This is a genomic window from Sphingobacterium sp. UBA2480, assembly GCF_002341965.1.
GTDB lineage: Bacteria > Bacteroidota > Bacteroidia > Sphingobacteriales > Sphingobacteriaceae > Sphingobacterium > Sphingobacterium multivorum.
This window is the reverse complement of sequence record NZ_DDPA01000007.1, coordinates 446,031-465,933: the sequence shown is the minus strand read 5'-3', so window position 1 is coordinate 465,933 and position 19,903 is coordinate 446,031. Positions and strand designations below refer to the sequence as shown.

Below are 19,903 nucleotides of genomic sequence, written 5' to 3'. Positions count from 1 at the left end.
ACATTTAAGGTATACTTTACACCGCAATCAAACACAACATGAAAACACTCGTAACACTTATTTTGGTCCTTTGTTCCTTTGCAGGATATAGCCAGACCGCCAAAGAACTTATTGGGAAATGGAAATTGGTTAAACAGACAAACGTCGATGGCGTTGTGTCTACACCTAAGGACACTTACCAGGTGTTTATGGAGGATGGAAAATTTCAGGGTATCCACAATGGTGATTCCCGTAATGGAAAATGGAAACTTTCCGAAGACAATAAAACACTTACCGTTAAAATAAGCATCATCTCCATCAAATTTAAGGTAGAATCGTTTGACAACAAGAAACGTGTCATCAGCAGCGACAAAACCGGTACGTTGGAATATGAAAAAGTGCAGGAATAACAGCTTAAAATAATTCCTATCAGGAGCAATGAATCTAAAAGCCCGGCATGGATTTCCATGACCGGGCTTTTGTCTGCTTTATCCTGAGCCATCATCCATTCAGCTCCAGCTGTATAGGTATGATGGCTATTTTTTTGCACCCTAAATCAGAGCATCACCCTAGTTCCAAGGCAATTGATTCGACAATTATGGTGTAAAAAAATCAAGCTCTGCTATGGCCAGTGACTGCGACTTCCCGGCAATGACCGTCGATTCCACCTTGACAAAACGTGCATTTTTTACATTTTTTAAGCGGTAGGTACGCGTCGAGGGATCATTAATTAAATTGCCAAACTCAAAGCTGCCCGCATCTTCCCAATGCGTACCATCCAGACTTACAGAAAGCTTACCTGATTGCATCATGCCTTCTGCATTTTTACGCTGTGGGGTGTAGCTGAATGCAGCGATTGAATACGCCGTCCCCAGATCGATGACCAGCTCCTGCACTGGGCCAGTGGCTTTCGATTGCCAGTATGAATCGGCCCGCTCGTCAAAGGCTTCACGCCCATTTTTTCCATCGAGATTGCTGCTTGCAGCAACCAGATTCCAGCCTTGTTTAGGAATTCCCAATTCATCCTTTAAGGCCTCATACTGCTTGTCTGTCGGTATAATATGAACTGCCTTGGCAATAATGTCTTTCTTACTATCCTGTGCGTCAATAGCGTAAGTATTCTTAAATACCAGTGCTTCGGATTTCATTTGTTTCTGCGCATAGATGGGTGTAAAAAAACTACTCACACATAACGCAAACATCAATTTTCCTTTCATATTCGTTATTTATTCTAAAAAAGTTTACTCTAAAATGGGCAGTACCTCTCCGCAAAACACTTCATTAAATATGACTAATTTCGAGAAAGCACCACTTGTTTAATATAAATAAACTTTTGTTTACTCATCTACAAATTGGTACAAAAATATAAGATTCTAAAAAATTTAAAAAGAAGATTATCGACCAATCATTGCACATTATCGACACCCATCATTAATAAATAACGGAGTCCAGTGGTCCTCCAAATCCCTTATCATTCTACTATATTTTATCCATAGCGTTTCATGATGAAATATAGTAAAAATAAACTTTGTTTAGTATTACAAAACTTATGTATATTTATAAAAATGAAAAAACGTCATCTTTATCTGTCCATTTATTTCTTTAAAATTGATCACCTAGCTTATAGCAATACTTGACAGAGCGGAACAGTTATTTTTTAGCTTAATTATATAACCATGATAAATCGAAAAAAATTTCTAGAAATAAGCACCGTCGGAATAACCGGTCTTTTCGTCAGTCCATCTTTGGCCGCCTCAAAACAAACAGATTCAGACAAATTTGAAATCAAGCAGCAGCCAATAAAATTTGGTATCATCACAGACCTCCACTATGATCTGATGCATGATAGTGATAGGCGCGCACAGCTTTTTATCGATGCAATGAATAAGGAGCAGCCAGACTTTATTATTTCTTTAGGTGATTTTTGTGTGCCCAAGCCAAGCAACAAAAATTTGATCGAAATTTGGAAGAAATTTAATGGAAAGAAACATTATCTACTGGGCAACCACGATACCGATGGTGGATTTACGAAAGAACAAGCTTTAGCCTTTTGGGGTGCCGAAAAGCCTTATTATTCTTTTGATAATCAAGGTTTTCATTTTGTCATACTTGACGGAAACGAAAAAGATCCGCAAAAGAAGCTATCCGGTTATCCCCGTACCATTGGAAAAGAGCAACTTAAATGGCTCAAAGAAGATCTACTTAACACAACATTACGCACCATTATTTTTTGCCACCAAGGTCTTGAAAATACCATCAACGGCTTGGACAATGGCATGGAAGTGCGTTATTTATTTGAACAGATCAACAAGGAAGCTGGATACAATAAAGTAATACTTGTACTTACAGGACATCACCACCTCAACTATCACAATCAAATTAACGACATTCATTATGTTCAGATAAACAGTGCCTCCTACTATTGGGCGGGTGAAGATTTCGAAAGTAAAGCATTTGGCGAAGAATTTTACAAAAAACACGGCATTCTAAAACGGACACTCGTTTATAAAGATCCAATATGGGCTATGGTATCGCTAGATAAAAAACATATCAAGATTGAGGGCACCGAAACAGTAATGGCCGGCGTTTCACTTGAGCAATCGGGAATTGATGTCTATAAAGATGTATATCCAATCTCATCCAAAATTGATTCAAGGAAGTTAACTTATTAAACCGAAGGGACAAAAAGGCCTGATCACGATGACCCGGCCTTCAAAGTAATTGCCCCACAGCGGTTATGCCTGCTGCCGTAAAGTTTTGATCACTGCCGCAAACTCTTCTTGTTCATAGCCTGCAGCCTTTGCCCGCTGCAGCCAGTTTACAGCAAACTCTGGGAACTCGGTATTGATACCGCTTAATTTTGCTGTGGCAAGAATCCGTTCCGTTGCTTCGACTGAAATGGACAGTGGACTCTGGGAGATACCAAAATCACCACTGCTGATCACCCTCCCTTCATGTTTGAGAAATTCGCCCATCCCAGGAGCAATCTCCGCAATAATATTACCGTATTCCTTGACATCAAAATTCTCCGATTCGGCTATAAGCGCGCCATGCAAAAAACCGGCAGCAGCACCATAGATATAGGAGAGCGTAGCCGTATCCATGGCCGCAGCGGCCCCAATTTTCTCGCCAAGATATTTGAGGTTACCGCCCAAGACTGCCAATCGATCCAGCATTTCCTGATATTTATCAGCATTGCCAGCGAACAAAATGGTCGTATCGGGCTGTGCCATCTGCTCTGGAGCAACCTGTATGGCTCCATCGATATAATCGGCATTTCTTTCCTTGAACCAAGTTTCGCTCAGACGCGCCTCCTGTGCCGTACCCGTAGTCAACTGCACGATGGTTTTGCCCGATAGTACCGCATCATTTCCGATCGACGAAAATAGCTCGTTCGATACACTGTAATTATGGACGATTACCATACTTACAGGACTTGCCGCAATGGCTTCGCTAACGCTTGTTGCGAGCTTTGCTCCCTGTTGGACCAACAGATCTGCTTTAGCGCGGGTTCGATTAAATACGGTTACCTGAAAACCTTGTTGCAGATAAAGCGTTGCTATTTTAATGCCCATGGGGCCTAATCCGATGATGCTGATTTGATTTTTTAATGTTTCCATGTATCTCCTTAAATTTGTTTATAGGACAAATATGAATACATCTCCGTATTGTCACAATAAGGGAAAAAGGATTCATCCAGGGAAAAATCATTCCCTATCAAAGGCTAAAATTCTGTAGATTTATTTTAAAATTTAAAGTTATGTATAGCAGAAAGATCCCCGAAGACCTCGACTGTGGTATCGTTGTTACGATGAAAATCCTGGGCGGAAAATGGAAGGCTTGTATATTGGATGGTATCCATAAAGGAATAAAACGTCCGAGCGAACTGCATCGCGCTATCAGCGATGCAAGCCCGAGGGTGATCAATATGCAGCTGCGCGAACTTGAAATGGCGGGTGTTATCAGCAAAAATATTTACCCCGGACTTCCCCTTAAAGTAGAATACAACCTGACCGAATTGGGCACCAGCCTATTACCTGTCATCGCAGTCATCGACCGATGGGGCATTGAAAACCATCAGCTGATCGAAAATTTAAGCGAGATAGCTCTTGGATGATTAGACTATAGCCGACAACAGAAAAAGGCTAGGTCAACCACGAACCTAGCCTTTACAAAAAACAATCCTTTAACCTCTGTTTATTTAACTAATTAATACATTTCCGAGCAAAGAACAGTGTCAGCGGAAAATCGTTTGAATTATTTTTCTTTTTTGATATAGGGCGACCAAAAGCTGTGAAAGGAGTCCGGCCATTCACCGCCCATTCATCCCGCATGAACGCTGCTCCTCGTGCTTGTTAGGCTCTACCGAAGCCCTCGCCGTGGTCATGGCCGTTTCCGCCCTTAGCTATTTCCTTGTAATGTTGGTATGCAATCCCCGAAAACAGAAAAACAAGAACCACTATGAGGAAAATGTCTGAAAAATTTTTCAAACGAAGCCATTCAGTGGTTGTTCTTTTTAAAAAAAGAATTTATGGCACATTTAGAAGTAAAACCTAGAAACGGAGCGCCCAAGTGGCTGTGGATCCTGCTTTCACTGATTGCATTGGGATTGGTCGTGTATTTTGTAAACCGCTACAACAGCGACGACAGGCTACCTGAATCTACGCCCGACACAAGCATCAATAGTACAGCACCGCAACGGGATACCCTTTAAATCACTGTCACACCTACGAATTGATAACGCAAAACATTTGAAAACATGGCATTAGAAGAAAAAAACTATAATCATTTGATTGAACTCGGTGGAAGCGATTTTGAAATTGTCGATGGCGAACCTGATATCCGCGGCTGGAAAGTAAAAAATGAGGCCGGTCAGCTGATCGGCAAGGTCGATGATCTGCTCTTTGATCCAGAAAGCCAACAGGTCCGTTATATCATCGTTGATCTCAATGATGCCGAATTTGTAGTAGAAGACGATAAGAAAGTACTTGTACCAATTGGCCTTGCGTCGCTCTACGACGGCACAAAGATTCAGGCGAGCAATGATGAAGCCTATCCCGCCCCGCCAGTCGAACCTATCAATCATAGCGTGATCTTTACCGTAGATGAAATTCCTACGGAAGAGCCCGCTACAGATTATCTGTATAATCCTGCCGATGATGGCGAAGTGGTGGTCATCTCCATTAGCGAAGACCAGGCCATCCGACTGCCTGCTTACCTAACTGATCAGCTCGCCCCAGAAACAGAACTTAGCGTCCGGCATGTGTTTGAAGGTACCGGCGATGTGGGCTTTATCGTGAGCGCCAACAACTACGATCCTACCGAATTTTACAAGCATTATCACTTTAGTGAAGATACGTTCTACAGCCGGGGACAACAGACCGAAACTCTTCCTTCGGATCAAACGCAGCGAACACGAAGAGTAGCCGCGCGCTATGACCAAAACACGGGACATGAACCCGGCACAATCGACAACAACGAACTGTAGACAACAGTCCTATAGGAAAGATATCGAAGATAACACGCATGCCGAACGAAGCAATCAGGCTTAGCTATTCAAGCTAAGCCTGATTATTGAATACGGTAGCCTTGTATTAACCTGTAGCTCTTTCCGAAAACGCGTGACTCTTTCCGAAAAATGGCAACTCTCTTTCCGAAATATCGCAAGCCTTTCCGAAAAATGGAAATCCTGTCCGTAAAATGCCAACATTTTTCCGAAAGCAACGACAGGTACTCGACAAATATCTTTCCCGAACGTATTTGGCAAAGTATCGTGTTAGAAATACCCCTTTAGCCTGTATTTTATAACCAATAGTACCACATAAACTACCTAAATTCGCTTGCCTGCGCCTAAAACTGCATTAAAATTGCATGTTCTTCCATGACATCAATATAAATCGGTTATGAAAACAAGCTATAAAATCGTCATTGAAAAGAACAGACAGACCATCCGGAAGTATTATGAAAAATATAGCTGGTATAAGCTAGACCGCGAAGAGCTGACACAGGAGCTGCTTATCCGGGGTGGTTTTCTGGCCATTCTGACCTGGCTGCTGTGGTAAGCTAATCCCATTCGAGCAGGGATTTCGCTGCATATAGCCAAACTATTTGCTGTCAGGTGTTGTCCTTAATGGAAACTTAAATCGAAAAACACCTTGAACAGATTTACACGAATTGCTTTAAAAACAATACTGTGGATTATTGGCGGCATCATTGCGCTTTTTATGCTGATCCTTTTTTTATTGCACCTGCCCAGTATACAGAATTATATCGCCGGAAAAGTAACGCATTATGTCGAAGGCAAGATCGGCACACCAGTTAGCATTGGTTACATTAATATTGATTTCCCAAAAAAATTGGTCCTCGAAAACATTTACCTCGAAGATCAAAGTAAGGATACCCTGGTTGCGGGAAAAAGCATTGCCGTCGATATCAATATGCTCAAGCTATTGAAAAATACGGTAGAGATCCAAAGCCTGGAAGCCCATGGAATTACCGCCAAAATACGACGTACTCTTCCCGACAGCGCCTTTAACTTTGATTATATCGTTAAGGCCTTTGCTTCTGAAAAAGAAAGTGAACCTGCTGCTGACACCACTTCTGCCCTGCTGTTTAACCTCGATAAAATACAGTTTGAAAAAATACATGTGGTTTATGCCGATGCTGTGATCGGTACCAGTGCCGACGTCTATCTTGGTCGTTTAAATACGAACATAAAGAAATTTGACCTGACCAAAAACATGGCCTTTGAGCTACCTAAAATCAACATCGACGGACTTAATGCCACGGTCAAGCAGTGGAAACCCGCCGTAGAAGGCGCAGGCCCATCGGTAGAAGATTTTGGTATCACTGATAAAACGGCACAGACGACTTCCCTCCTTCCTGACGTGGGGATACAGGTGGCCGACCTCAATAATATTTTGGTCCGCTATGAGGACCAGTCCAGTGCACTGAAGTCGCAATTTGTTCTAAAAAAATTCCATGCCGATATCAATAAGATCGATCTAAACAAACAGGTTGTCGACATCAATAAGCTCGATCTCGACGGCTCGGACAACAATGTCCTGGTCGGAAAAATTCAACAGGCTACTGCCAAGGTGACAAAAACCAACGCAACGACAGGGAACACAGCAGCAGTGGATGCGGCAACAACCAACGCAAAAAATAAGGCAGCAAAAACTGAGAATTCAAACATCCAGGCAGAAAAGAACGACACTGCCAAAACAGATACCAGTTCGGCCACAAAAATGAATTGGGTCGTCTCAGCCAAAGACATCATCATCAACAATACCAGTATCCGTTTTAAAGACGACAACCAGCCGCGCATCAAAGGCTTCGATTATTTTAATATCCAAATGCCCGGTCTTAAAACCAGGTTAACCGATCTGTACTACAGCGCCGACTCCATGAGCGGATCCTTGAAAGAGCTCATGGCAGCCGACCACTCCGGCTTTGTCATCAAGCAATTAAAGGCCGATTTTAAGTATACCAATACCGGTGCCGAAATCAAAAATCTCTATGCGGAAACACCACGCACCCTGATTCGCGATTATGTTAAGCTAAGTTATCCTTCCCTTGATATCATCGCCAAAAAACCAGAACTGATCACGGTCAATGCCAACATCACAAAAAGCCATATTGATATGCGCGATATCCGATTTCTCGCGCCCTTTCTTGACACCATGCAGGTGATGAAGCCCCTGCTCGACAAGAAATTTTATATCGACACCCGCGTGACCGGCCGTCTCGATGACCTGCATATTCCGAATATCGATTTCCGGACACTTTCCAATACCCGATTGATTGCCAGCCTGCATCTGAAAGGACTACCTGATATGAATAAATTGTCGGTAGACCTCAACCTGAAAAAACTGACGACCGGCCGTTCGGATATCGAAAAACTGGTTTCTAAATCTATGCTGCCTGCCGGAATCGAATTACCCAATACCATCGGTCTGAGCGGAACTTTTAAAGGTGGAATGACTGCCTTCAAGACCAACCTCGCATTGGTGACCGAAAAAGGTACCGCCAAAGTCGATGTAACGGTCCAAATGACCAAGCGCGATACCCTATACGATGCGGCAGTCAAAGTTCGTGACCTCAATATCGGTCAAATCATGAAAATGGACAGCACCCTGGGCATCCTTTCTTTCGAAGGGAAAATCAAAGGCAGGGGTACCGACCCTAAAAAACTGATGGCCAATTTTGACGGTAAAGTGAATCGGCTGGATGCGATGGGCTACCGCTACCATGATATCGACATGGATATATCGGCCGATAAAGGTGCGATGAAGGCATCCATTCTGAGCCCAGATCCTAATATCAACCTTAAGCTGAATGCCAGCGCCGATATGAAATCGACTTATCCCAAAGTAGCATTCGAACTGCTGGTCGACAGCATCAATCTGCAAAAGTTACACCTGATGCAGGATGCGCTCAGCTACCGGGGTAAACTGAGCGGTAACTTCAGCACGGCAGATCCGAACTTTTTGAATGGTGAAGCGCATATTACCAATTCGTTGATCCGATATAACTCCGATCGTTACGCACTGGATACTGTCTCGCTCTTGGCCAAAGCCGATACCAGCCGCAATCAGCTGGTACTACGTTCTGATTTTCTGAATGCCCACCTGGTCGGCAAATACAAAATTCTGGAGCTGCAAAGTGCCGTCCAAGATTTGCTTCAGGTTTATTACAAACCCGAAAAGCCGGTCAAGATTCCGGCCTACTCACCGCAGATCATCGAATTTTCGGCACAGCTGACCCGCAATAGACTGATTCAGGATTTTCTGCCACAGCTGACAGAAATGAAAGCTATTACCTTGGACGGTCTCTTCAATAGTACCTCCAAAAACCTCTCGGCCAAACTGGATGCCCCACATATTGTGTATGCGGGTACAGCGATTGACAATGTGACCCTGGATATCAACAGTCTGGATAGCGCCCTCTATTATTCGGCCTTAATCAACAAAGTTAAAATGAGCAGCATTGAGCTGACCAATACGGTTTTCAGTGGTAAGGTTGCTCAGAACATCGTCAACATGGGGCTTTGGATCAAAGATAAGCAGGATAAAGAACAGTACCATCTGGGTGCCAACATGGAGGCCAAAAATGGCCTATTTGAATTCAGCCTGCTGCAGGACGGCCTCATGCTCAACTACGATAAGTGGGATGTGGCGCCCAACAACACCTTAAAATTTGGCAGCGCAGGACTGCTGGCCAACAATTTTGTTCTCAGCAACAAGGGACAGGAACTGCGCATCGCTTCGAAGGACAGCATCCTGAACTCACCGCTTGATGTGGCGTTTAAAAACTTCCGCATCGAGACCCTGAGCAAGATGATTATGAGTGACAGCCTGGATGTTGGCGGCGGCATCAACGGACAAACCACGCTCTCCCGCTTGGAAAGCAGTCCTATTTTTGTTGCCGATCTTGTCGTCGACAAGTTTTACTTCGGAAAAGATACCGTGGGCAATGTCAATATCAAAGTCAATAATGAACGAGAAAACACCTACAATGCCAACGTGAGCATTACTGAAAACGGAAATAACCTCGTCCTGAGCGGTGATTTTATCAATCCGCCACAAGGAGACGCAACACTGGACTTCACCCTGGATATTGCGCCACTTACGATGAAGACCGTACAGGCCTTCAGCATGGGCAACCTCAAAGACGCGAAGGGCAACCTCGAAGGTCAGCTAAAAATAAATGGGTCTCCTTCGAAACCACAGATCAGGGGCGACCTCAATTTCAGGGAAGCCGAATTTAATGTAGCCATGCTCAATGCCCTGTTCAAAGCAAAAGACGAACAGATCCGTTTTGACCAAAATGGAATATCGTTCCCCAAATTTGAACTCGAAGATAGCAAAGGTAATCGGGCGCAGGTGAGCGGTGCCGTCCATACACAGACCTACACCGCCTTTGATTTTGACCTCGATATTGCGATGGACAATTTTGAAGTACTCAATTCCACACAGGCCGATAACGACTTATTTTATGGAAAAATGTTTCTGGGTACCGATCTGCATGTAGGCGGTAATCTGGACAAGCCTGTTGTGGACGGTACCATCAAAGTACTAGACAGTACCGATTTTACAATGGTAATGCCCAACAATGATCCCGGTATGGCCGATCGGAAAGGTGTGGTCGAATTTGTGGACAAACGCGATACGGCAACCGCAAATGCCCTTGCCCGATTAGATTCCATGACCGTCACCAAACTGACGGGCATAGATGTCGACCTGAACCTGCAGACCGATAAGGATGCTAAGTTTAAGATTCTGCTTGATGCAGGCTCGCAGGATGCCCTAAACATTCAGGGCGAGGCCGAATTAAATGCCGGCGTAGATGCCAGCGGTAAAATAACCATGTCGGGCACTTTTACCGTGGAGCGGGGAAGTTATTCGTTCAGTTTTGGACCCGTCAGCAGAGACTTCAAATTTCAGAAAGGAAGTACAATTACCTGGAATGGCGATCCATTGGACGCGCAGTTAAATATTACGGCAGTATATACCTTAAAAGCCCCTACGCTAGAACTTGTAGCGCCACAGCTTGGCACTCAGAACGCCAACTTGTACAAGCAAAAGATACCTTTTGACGTGTTGCTGAAAATTTCAGACCAACTGTTTCAGCCACAGCTCAATTTTGATATCGACCTGAATGCCAACAATGCCATCGTATCGCAGGATGTGATCAGTAAGGTAGACAATGCCCTGACGACCTTACGCGATAATCCTTCCGACCTCAATAAACAAGTCTTTTCACTGATAGTGCTGGGGCGTTTTATGTCGGCCAATCCATTTGAAAGCCTTTCTGGTGGCGGGGGTACAGAAGCACTGGTACGCAATAGCGTCAGTTCGTTTTTGAGTTCGCAGCTCAACCGCCTGGCCTCCGATTTAATTACGGGAGTTGAACTTGATTTCAACCTGACCTCAGCAGACGATTACAGCACCGGAACTGCCCAGACGCGTACCGACCTGAACATCGGTGTCTCCAAAATGCTGCTCAACGACCGCCTGAAAGTCAATATCGGATCTAACTTTGAAGTAGAGGGAAATTCACGCCCTGGTGAGGCGGCCAATAATATTGCCGGTGATATACAGCTGGATTATCAGCTTTCCCAAGATGGGCGCTACTTTGCGCGATTCTACCGCAAAAATCAATACCAGGTCACTTTGCAGGGACAGTTTGTTGAAACGGGTATCGGTTTTATCATTACTATGGATTACAACCGGTTTAAGGAGATCTTTATGCGCTCCAAAAAACTCAAGGAATATTACAATACAGGCAGCAAGAAGTTTAGGAAACGTTTTGATGTCGAGCGTATGGAACAGGATTCGGCTTATAGGGACAGCGTACGCACCGTCATCCGCGACAGCCTGATGCTCCATAGCCCCGAATACCGCAAACGCATGGAAGAACAGGAAAAAGAACAGCAGCGCCGCCAACAGCTGGACAGCACGGCAAACAGCGCAGGGAAAAAGAGTACGCCGAAGCAGTTAGACACGATCAAAACCACAGCAATTAAAAATGAAGACGAAGAAAGGGCTTACCATGCAAATTAAACTACAGGGGCTGATTGGCCTATTTATAATAAGCGGCATCATTGCGGCCTGTTCGTCGACCAAAAACCTACCCGAAGGCGAGAGCCTGTATGTGAAGGGGAATGTGAACATCGCATCCGATACCATTTCGAAGAAAAACAAGGAGAAACTGGCGACCTACCTGGCCGAATCGCTGCGGCCCAAACCCAACAAGCGGGTGCTGGGCATGCCCTATAAGCTTTATTTTAACAATATGGCCGGCGATACCGCCAACAGCAACTTTATAAAACGTTTCCTCAAAAAAATTGGCGAGGAACCTGTACTGCTGAGCGATGTAAACCGGGAGTACAATGAAAATCTGCTGCGCAACCGACTGGAGAATATCGGATTTTTCAATGCCGAAATAACCTCCGATACCACCGTTGAAAACAAGAAAGCAACGGTAGACTATACGGCCAAGCCCAACCTGATCTACCGCATTAAATCGGTCACCTTTGATGTCGACAGCACCACCCAGCTCGGCCGCGATATTCAGGGGACTTCCGGCGAGAGCCTGCTCCGGCCAAACAACAACTACAGCTTGGATGTGGTACTCAACGAACGGGACCGGATAGACAATGTCCTTAAAAATAAGGGTTATTATTATTTTAGCCCAGACTATATCCTGGTGCAGGTCGATAGCACCATCGGCAACCATAAAGTCAATCTGTATGTCACAGTAAAAAAAGAAACACCCGAGCAGGCCCGGGTACCGTCCAAAATCAACAAGATTTATATCTACCCCAACTATACGGAGACGGGGGCAGGCTACCAGCGGTCGGCCCGGAATGCCGAACCCTTTGATAGCAGTTATTACTTTATCGATCCAAAACACAGCTTTCGCAAACCTGTTATTGCCAATCACATCTTTTTCAAGCAGGGCGACCTCTACAACCGCGATGCCCACAACCGGACCATCAGCCATCTGGTGAACCTAAACAGCTGGAAATTTGTCAAAAATAACTTTGTGGACAGCAAGGAAGTGCCCAACGCACTGGATGTGTACTATTACCTTACGCCCTTGCCCAAGAAATCCATCCGGGTAGAGCTGCTGGGCAAGATGGCTTCCGTCTACAACGGGACCGAGGTCAATGTCAACTGGACCCTGCGAAATGCTTTTAAAGGAGCCGAAAAGCTCAATATCAATGTATTTGGCGGCTACGAACTGCAGACGGGTGGCAATGCCGACCTCAATTCCAGTTATTTCCGGTACGGTACCGAGGCCACCTTAACCTTTCCGAGGATATTGACGCCATTTGGTACCATCAATCCTTCGCGCCAATTTATTCCGAACACCTATATCAAGGCACGCTATGAATTTTTAAACCGGCGAAAAGCCTATACCCTCAATTCCATGGCGCTGAGCTACGGTTATAGCTGGCAAGAGAACGAAGAGAAACAGCATGATCTGGCGTTGATAGAAATCACCTATGTACAGCCGAGAGGCATTTCGGAAAGTTATAAAATGCAGATGGATACCATTCCGGCGTTGCGGCATGTGATCGATCCCCAATTTACGATTGGGCCCAATTATAATTTCACCTTTCAGAATACCATGAAAAAGCACCTGCAGAATACCTTTTATTTTAAGGGCAATCTGGACCTTTCGGGCAATATTCTGGGACTGGTCAAAGGTGCAGATTTTAACAAGGGGAAGACCTTTAAACTTTTTGACGCCTACTTCTCACAGTATATCAAAGCCAGTGTCGACGGCAGGCATTATTTCAAACTCAGCGAAAATTCACAACTAGCTTCCCGGGTAAGCATCGGGATGAGCTACTCGTACGGCAATTCGCGTTCCCTCCCCTACCTGAAGCAATATTATGTGGGTGGTCCGAATAGCATCCGTGCCTTTGGCGCACGTGCGATCGGGCCGGGTACAGTGGCACCCGAGCGACTCGGAAATGGACTTTTTTATGCCGATCAGACGGGCGATATCAAGCTGGAGCTGAATACCGAATACCGAGCCAAACTAGCGGGTCCCGTCCATTGGGCTGCCTTTATTGATGCTGGCAATGTTTGGCTGCAACGTGAGGATGAGAATAAGCCCGGGGGCAAATTCAGCAAAGATTTCCTCAAGGAACTTGCCGTGGGCGGTGGCCTGGGGCTACGCTTTGACTTTACCTTTCTGATCCTGCGTACCGACTTTTCCATCCCGTTCCGCATTCCTTATTTACCAGAAGGCGAACGCTGGGTACTGAAAGATATTGACTTTGGAAGTTCAAGATGGCGGAAAGACAATTTGATGTTTAATCTTGCGATCGGTTATCCATTTTAGTCGATTTGAGCAAAATCATGATACAATTAAACAGCTATTTCTCTTATGATCAACGAAAACTTATTGGGAATTATCGCGGGGATCTTGACCTCCATTTCGATGCTGCCACAGCTGATCAAGGTATTGAAAGAAAAGAATGTGGATGACCTTTCTCCTGTTATGCTGTTAACCTTAATCATAGGACTTGCCCTATGGGTGTGGTACGGGGTAATGAAAAGCGAGGTGCCCATTATCTATTCAAACAGCTTTGCTGTTCTCGTAAACCTGTGTCTCCTGGGCAGCTATCTGATTTACAGAAAAAAGGCATAAAAAAAGGCGGATAACATTGCTGCTATCCGCCTTTAACCTGAAAACACTATTCTACAAACCGTTCAACCAGCTATTCACCTCATCTTGTGTTTTACCTGTTTTCTTTTGAAGTTTACCTACCAGCTCATCTTCTTTGCCTTCTGCATATAGTAAATCATCATCTGTAAGGTCAGCGTATTGCTGTTTTACCTTACCTTTAATTTCGTTCCAACGACCTTTCCATGTTAATTCACTCATATTATTTTCCTTTCTTTTTTTATAGATAGAACAGCCTGCAGCTGGAATCGTTTAAAAAAAATTGTTATCAAATGTTAAAAAATGTTCACGGCAATTTTACTCAGTCGTATCAATGGTGGTTTCCTCGGGATCCAGTGGTGCCGGCGGTATTTCATCGACATTCCGCTCAATTTCCTGCGTTTCCACATGGACTGCGAATTCAGAAGGTTCGATCGGTATGGCCATTTCTGTCGCGTACTCCCGTGTAAAAATCGCACCGAAATAGAGAATCGCTGCAGTATAATATACCCACAGCAAGATGAGCACAAATGAGCCTGCCGCACCGTAGGTATCCTGCGTGGCCGAACGTTCTAAATAGATGCCGATCAGGTAACGGCCGATAACAAATAATATAGCCGTAAATAGGGCCCCGGCACGAACGGTCTTCCATTGGATATTGACATCGGGTAAGGTTTTAAAGATCACGCTAAAGAGGATGACAATAACCACAAAGGAAATGACAAAATTAATGACGTTCAACAGCACGACCGTTATTTCCGGAAAATAGCGCTGTAGCTGTCCGGTCAGGGCCAAAATAATACCGTTGACGATCAAGGTGACCACCAACAGGAAGCCCAGTCCAATAACAAGCGATGACGATAGCAACCGGTCCTGAATTAGTTTTAACCAACCTTTTTTTGGTTTTGGGCGTACATGCCATATTTTATTGATGGAGTTTTGCATATCGCCAAAAACCGTGGTTGCTCCAATAATCAGCGTCACTATACTGATCACCAGGGCCATATTGGATTTGCCCGACAGCTGGAGGTTCTGAATGACCTCTTCAATCTGTTTGGCGGCGCTATTGCCCACTAAACCGTTCAGTTCGGTAAAAACCTTTCCCTGAATGGCTTCGGCACCATAAAATATTCCGGCCAATGCGATCATTAAAACTAAAATGGGGCCAATGGAAAAAACGGTATAATAGGATAATGAAGCACTGTATTTCATGGAGTCTTCATTCATAAATCCCGATACCGTATTTTTCAGTATGGTCCAATAGGTTTGTAGCTTGCTTGTCTTTTCCTTTTTTACGTCCATTGCGCTTGTGTTTTTTAATCTTTATTATTCAAAATCTGACTTGTTTTCTAAGAAAGAAACTCTTAAATAGGACAGAACGTTTGTTTTTTTAGGAAAATATAGTCTACGTTATACATTTTCCGTCTGCGTAGTAGCATAGCTTATGCGAGGAAACACGAAATAAGTCCGCTCAAAATCAAGCAGTAAGCTGCCACAAATTATCATAAAAGAAATAAAGACAAACTAATGATTAATCTTCCTTGTTCCTCTACAAACAGCATATAAGATTAAACAGCACACAAGATTAAAAATAGTATAACGAAAAGATGAAAAGTAATCAGAACGACCCGAATATTTTAAATGACCTTATTAAAATCAATAATGACCGCATCGAAGGATACAAGCTGGCTGTTGATCTGGCCAACGAGCAGGGCGAAGGTGCCCGGGAGGCTGTTTTTAATCAGCTCGCTGCGCAGTCTGAAAAATTTATTGCTGAACTCAGTCCGCTGGTTGAGCTCGCCGGTCAATACGCCACCGACCGGACAAAACTGAGCGGCGAACTTTTCCGGTTGTGGATGGTGATCAAATCAAAATTAACGGGCGGTAAGATGCAGTCTTTGTTGGAGCAATGTGAACGGGGTGAGGCAGCTTTCAGTGAAGTTTATGAGAAAGCACTTGCGGAGGAAAACAAGCTATCGATTGGGGCCAAAAACCTGATCCAAATTCAGCTCAGCCAGCAGCGCGAAGCGCACGAAAATATTAAAATCCTGTGCGGCATTTAAATTCTGAATTGATGAGTTAATTTCGAAGAAACTAAGAAAAAAAAAATAGGCTAGGAAACTAAAACCTAGCCTATAAAACACGATAATCTAACTTGCCTAAGGTATCCAAAAAACCAATGTCAGCGTAAGAATGTTTTAAAAAATTTTCGAAATTTCCAGGCAATAGCAACTGCTAGAAAAACAAATCCGATGAGCCAAAGATCAGGAACTGCCCATGCGCTCCTTTTCTCCGTGCTAAGCTTATGTTGCGTCTGCAGGAAGCTTTCGCTGCTCTTTGTAGAAAGCTCATTTTTTGCACTTGTATTTACCTTCGATTCCAGCATCGCCAGTTGACCACTTTGTGCAATCAAACCACTATCCGGATGAAAGCGAAAATTGCTGTCCGTCCAAAAAAGCCAATACCGTGATTGGCTGTCTTTCAGCCTACTGTACAGGACATCCGCTTGCTGATTGTAACTAGACCGAATTCTCTCTTCCCGCCGATCTTCCTTCTTCCTGCTTTGATAAAGCTTACAGGAACAGAGAAACAAAAAGACTGTAAAAAAAAGTAATCGCTTGTATATATACCTTACCATATCCTCTCCTTTCAGTCCAGCCAATTTGAAAAGGCATAAATGGTAGCCAAGGGACGCCGCTTACACAATACACGATTATTCACATTCCCTTCCACGGTTACGATCCAATTGTCCTCCTTTTTGCGCACAATCCCCACGTGGTTGATACGTTGGAGACTGGAGCTATAGATGGCGAAGAGATCTGCCTGCCGCACAGTACGCTGGTTGATCTGCTGGGCCGTATACCGACGGGCCATCGGAAACAGTGCCGGACTCCAGGCATTCCGCGGAGCTCCAAGGCCCGCCTGGCCATAACACCAGGAGACAAAAGCGGCACACCAGGCATGGCCCTTTCCAAGACCAGTATATGCTAGGTATTCTTCGACCCGCTTGCCATCGTTGTGGCCTGTGGCTTCCCTAACTCCAATCTCCGCTATAGCAATATCCACAATGTTTTTGCGATTTTTTTCTATTCGATCCTCCTGCCTGGGTATGGCCCCTTTAAGCAGAGATCTGTGCTGATTTCCTGTTATATGTCGCTCTAAAGCACGATGGCCAAAACCGCCAAGAAAGATAACAGCGACAGAAAGAAAACCGAAAAATAAATAATGCATTGTTGCCATGATGTCAATTGATTAAAGTGAACACTAAATTGCTGACGAAAGAGCTTAAAAGGCTGCCATAGTATTTCTTGCAACCAGTAGCAGCAGTAGATGACCAATAGGGTCGCCAATACGGCAAAGAGCAATACCGAAACAATACCGATATCCACGACCGCTGCCGTGGGATCTACCGCTTGTAGCAGAATGCCTGCGGCAATAAAAAATACGAGCAGACTAGCAAGCACAATTCCGAGCAGCTGCCTATTTGTTAAAGGCCAATAGATATCCTCGATATCGGAGACCATTTGTTTTTGTGATGTTATCATTGAATTTATTATAAATAATCTGATCCAAGATTATTCAAATAGTCCTAAGTACTGACTATCCGAAAAATTAGCTTTGTCTCTATCATGCACAATCAAGTAGAGGTGTACGGGCAGCACTTCCATGCCTTCCGGCAGCCGCAGCTGCAACTTACCATCCTGCCGCAGGGTTGCTTCTTCATTGATTGCAGCCAATTCTTGTGCAACAGCATAAGCACATAGGATGATCCCATCATCCCATTCATTGCGTCTTATCCGGTCCGCCATCGGATCCCAAGTGAGCGTGATACCTGCTCCTTTTCGCTCTATTGAATTTACGTTCAACGCGGACTTCATGCCTGCGCTCAGTTTTGCTTTGGCGGGGTCAACCTCGATATTGGGATAAGTACCCACCATAGCATGCTGCAGTATGGCAGACATTGCCCGCCCGATAGCCGACTTTCTATTTTTACGTGAGGCATAGCCCATCTGCAGAATATAATTCACCGGATTGAGAAACTTCCGCGCTTTGGTGAATTTCATGCGGACCGTTTCTGTTCCGTTAACCACAAAAGATTTTCTATCTTTTTGTTTCGACAATATTTTCATTTTATTTACTATTAAACCCATCTATATGGGGGTAAACACCTTATAATTTATAATATGACCGGCACTATGTACCGGCCATATTACTCATTCATTATACCAGATCAAACTCACCTAGATAGTTTGTCCGACTGATTCGCTTGTTCTTACGATCGGCAAAGAAGAGCCATAGCTGTCCCTTGCCGCCCAGAAAGTGTTCGGGCAGTTCAATATCTGCCGCTCCCAATCCCCTTGTCGGGGTTTCTGGTGCTGTCATAAATTCATCCAACTCAGGATGATATAGCAAAATATAGACACGATCGTCAAGATTACCATTCTGTATTTCAATGGCTTTATTTGTCCAGCTGACCATTAATATGCCTGCGCCGACTTCCGCTTTAACCGTTCCACCGGGCTGCAAACTTCCCTGGGAAATCTGTACCTTTGCATAGTCAAGCGTAAAATTGGGGTAAGTCCCTACAACAGCTGTTTTAATATTGGCCTGCAGCGCCGCATTTGTCGGCGTCATCGTATTCGCATTGACCTGCGAATAGCCTACCTGCACAAAAGGTGCGATTGGCATAATAAACTTGGCAATGGTGTAAAACCGTGCTTGCTGTATCAGTTGCTCTTCCGTTGCGGGCTTATTGCTCTTTTTTGAAAGCCCACGGATATAATCAATGCTTTTCCAGCTCGCTCCTATTACTGATCCAGCTTTACCGCTGAATCCACCATTTGCACCTTTTCTAATTGTTCCCATGATATTATTTTTTAAAATTTAACACTGTAAAAGCTTGATTTATACCGGCATACCACGCTTTACACCAACAAACATAAAATCAATAAAATGGAATATCAAGGTCCGAAAAGGGATAGTCCGGTCGCTGTCCGGGCTCTTTTTTCTCATCAATCAACTAGGCTAATAAATGTCCATTTGCTGACCACATGAGCTCGGACTTTGTAACCTTCATCATCCATAATCGTAGGCAAATTGCTCTTGATCTGTTCGGGACTTGTCCATATCTGATTCGACATCCGCCTACTGTTTCTCTACCTATTCCCTACAATTTCCCTACGCTATTAGTAGGCGAACAGTGGAGCATCTGTAGGCGAATACAATTAGCATTACGAACGAGATACGAATCGTTGGCGAAGAAGATTTAAAGAAGGGGCGAAGAAATAGAAAGCTGATGGTAGAAAGTAAGGCTTGGCTTTGGAGCGCCAAAAATCAAAACTAAACGAAAGAAGAAAACAGAAAGTTAGGATCTCAAGGAATTAATCCGGAAGGTGGTGGTATTTCTTTTTAAAGTCTACCATATCTGCATGCAAAAAATATTTGCCTGTATGGTCTTTTTTGAATGGGAGGATCAGTCCCTGTTTTTCGCAACGGTATAGTGTCTTTGACACAATGCCTACATAGCGGCATACTTCTTTGCTGTGGACAAGCTGCAGGGGTGGATCGGGTAGTTTTCGGAGAATCAACGTTTTGATCTGCTCAGAGGAATCGGTGATCTTGTCAACAAGATACCTGAGTGCGTCATGCAAACAGGGCTGGCGACATTCTTTTGGTTTCGCAGAAATGTCAAAACAGCCCTCACAATGTATGTATTTATTCATAGACTGGGATTTAGGAT

21 protein-coding genes are annotated in these 19,903 nt (G+C 44.2%); 10 read left to right on the top strand and 11 right to left on the bottom strand.

The genetic code is table 11. From position 1 onward, the window contains the following. The first annotated feature begins 38 nt into the window (after nt 1-38). On the top strand, nt 39-389 hold the full coding sequence (locus tag B3600_RS15300) for a lipocalin-like domain-containing protein (RefSeq protein WP_286753552.1): 351 nt from the start codon (nt 39-41) through the stop codon (nt 387-389). A gap of 186 nt (nt 390-575) precedes the next feature. Here B3600_RS15300 and B3600_RS15295 read toward each other — a convergent pair whose 3' ends face one another. Next, complete coding sequence (locus B3600_RS15295; protein WP_286753551.1) at nt 576-1,196, bottom strand: discoidin domain-containing protein; 621 nt, start codon at nt 1,194-1,196, stop codon at nt 576-578. Nucleotides 1,197-1,655: 459 nt separating this feature from the next. Between B3600_RS15295 and B3600_RS15290 the strand changes: the two genes are divergently transcribed. After that, entirely contained in the window at nt 1,656-2,651 is a 996-nt protein-coding gene (locus tag B3600_RS15290) for a metallophosphoesterase family protein (RefSeq protein ID WP_286753550.1), read from the top strand. A gap of 63 nt (nt 2,652-2,714) precedes the next feature. Here B3600_RS15290 and B3600_RS15285 read toward each other — a convergent pair whose 3' ends face one another. Beyond that, the gene (locus B3600_RS15285; protein WP_286753549.1) at nt 2,715-3,599 is read right to left on the bottom strand and encodes an NAD(P)-dependent oxidoreductase; all 885 of its coding nucleotides are present in this window, start codon (nt 3,597-3,599) and stop codon (nt 2,715-2,717) included. A 140-nt stretch (nt 3,600-3,739) separates the two neighbouring features. Between B3600_RS15285 and B3600_RS15280 the strand changes: the two genes are divergently transcribed. The 7 genes from B3600_RS15280 (at nt 3,740) to B3600_RS15250 (ending at nt 14,148) form a co-directional block, all read left to right on the top strand. After that, a complete protein-coding gene (locus B3600_RS15280) occupies nt 3,740-4,096 on the top strand; it encodes a winged helix-turn-helix transcriptional regulator (protein WP_286753548.1) in 357 nt (118 codons plus the stop codon). Between the two features lie 414 nt (nt 4,097-4,510). After that, nucleotides 4,511-4,693: a hypothetical protein gene (locus tag B3600_RS15275; protein ID WP_286753547.1), complete on the top strand. Its 183-nt coding sequence runs from the start codon at nt 4,511-4,513 to the stop codon at nt 4,691-4,693. 45 nt (nt 4,694-4,738) lie between these two features. Beyond that, a complete protein-coding gene (locus tag B3600_RS15270; protein WP_286753546.1) occupies nt 4,739-5,467 on the top strand; it encodes a PRC-barrel domain-containing protein in 729 nt (242 codons plus the stop codon). A gap of 415 nt (nt 5,468-5,882) precedes the next feature. Beyond that, nucleotides 5,883-6,041: a hypothetical protein gene (locus B3600_RS15265; protein WP_156167705.1), complete on the top strand. Its 159-nt coding sequence runs from the start codon at nt 5,883-5,885 to the stop codon at nt 6,039-6,041. A gap of 93 nt (nt 6,042-6,134) precedes the next feature. Beyond that, entirely contained in the window at nt 6,135-11,543 is a 5,409-nt protein-coding gene (locus B3600_RS15260) for a translocation/assembly module TamB domain-containing protein (RefSeq protein ID WP_286753545.1), read from the top strand. Next, the gene (locus B3600_RS15255; protein WP_286753544.1) at nt 11,509-13,839 is read left to right on the top strand and encodes a BamA/TamA family outer membrane protein; all 2,331 of its coding nucleotides are present in this window, start codon (nt 11,509-11,511) and stop codon (nt 13,837-13,839) included. The genes B3600_RS15260 and B3600_RS15255 overlap by 35 nt, the downstream gene beginning before the upstream one ends. 45 nt (nt 13,840-13,884) lie before the next feature. Then, nucleotides 13,885-14,148: a SemiSWEET transporter gene (locus tag B3600_RS15250; RefSeq protein ID WP_286753543.1), complete on the top strand. Its 264-nt coding sequence runs from the start codon at nt 13,885-13,887 to the stop codon at nt 14,146-14,148. 51 nt (nt 14,149-14,199) lie between these two features. On the opposite strand, the gene B3600_RS15245 is transcribed toward B3600_RS15250, so the two are convergent. Then, on the bottom strand, nt 14,200-14,385 hold the full coding sequence (locus B3600_RS15245; protein ID WP_046675215.1) for a CsbD family protein: 186 nt from the start codon (nt 14,383-14,385) through the stop codon (nt 14,200-14,202). 96 nt (nt 14,386-14,481) lie between these two features. Beyond that, the gene (locus tag B3600_RS15240; protein WP_286753542.1) at nt 14,482-15,465 is read right to left on the bottom strand and encodes a YihY/virulence factor BrkB family protein; all 984 of its coding nucleotides are present in this window, start codon (nt 15,463-15,465) and stop codon (nt 14,482-14,484) included. A 305-nt stretch (nt 15,466-15,770) separates the two neighbouring features. Between B3600_RS15240 and B3600_RS15235 the strand changes: the two genes are divergently transcribed. Then, complete coding sequence (locus B3600_RS15235; protein WP_286753541.1) at nt 15,771-16,226, top strand: PA2169 family four-helix-bundle protein; 456 nt, start codon at nt 15,771-15,773, stop codon at nt 16,224-16,226. A gap of 119 nt (nt 16,227-16,345) precedes the next feature. Here the strand turns inward: B3600_RS15235 and B3600_RS15230 are convergent, their stop codons facing one another. The 7 genes from B3600_RS15230 to B3600_RS15200 form a co-directional block, all read right to left on the bottom strand. Continuing rightward, nucleotides 16,346-16,801 carry a hypothetical protein gene (locus B3600_RS15230; protein ID WP_286753540.1) on the bottom strand — a complete coding sequence of 152 codons (456 nt, stop codon included), beginning with the start codon at nt 16,799-16,801 and terminating at the stop codon, nt 16,346-16,348. Between the two features lie 11 nt (nt 16,802-16,812). Next, entirely contained in the window at nt 16,813-17,403 is a 591-nt protein-coding gene (locus tag B3600_RS15225; RefSeq protein WP_286753539.1) for a CHAP domain-containing protein, read from the bottom strand. Then, complete coding sequence (locus B3600_RS15220) at nt 17,322-17,708, bottom strand: hypothetical protein (protein ID WP_286753538.1); 387 nt, start codon at nt 17,706-17,708, stop codon at nt 17,322-17,324. The genes B3600_RS15225 and B3600_RS15220 overlap by 82 nt, the downstream gene beginning before the upstream one ends. A 30-nt stretch (nt 17,709-17,738) precedes the next feature. After that, nucleotides 17,739-18,293 carry a DUF6266 family protein gene (locus B3600_RS15215; RefSeq protein ID WP_286753537.1) on the bottom strand — a complete coding sequence of 185 codons (555 nt, stop codon included), beginning with the start codon at nt 18,291-18,293 and terminating at the stop codon, nt 17,739-17,741. 91 nt (nt 18,294-18,384) lie between these two features. Continuing rightward, the gene (locus B3600_RS15210) at nt 18,385-19,029 is read right to left on the bottom strand and encodes a DUF6266 family protein (protein WP_286753536.1); all 645 of its coding nucleotides are present in this window, start codon (nt 19,027-19,029) and stop codon (nt 18,385-18,387) included. Nucleotides 19,030-19,175: 146 nt separating this feature from the next. Beyond that, nucleotides 19,176-19,304 (bottom strand): hypothetical protein, encoded by a 129-nt coding sequence (locus B3600_RS15205; RefSeq protein ID WP_286753535.1) that lies wholly within the window; start codon nt 19,302-19,304, stop codon nt 19,176-19,178. Between the two features lie 240 nt (nt 19,305-19,544). Beyond that, the gene (locus B3600_RS15200) at nt 19,545-19,886 is read right to left on the bottom strand and encodes a hypothetical protein (protein WP_286753534.1); all 342 of its coding nucleotides are present in this window, start codon (nt 19,884-19,886) and stop codon (nt 19,545-19,547) included. Between the last annotated feature and the right edge of the window lie 17 nt (nt 19,887-19,903).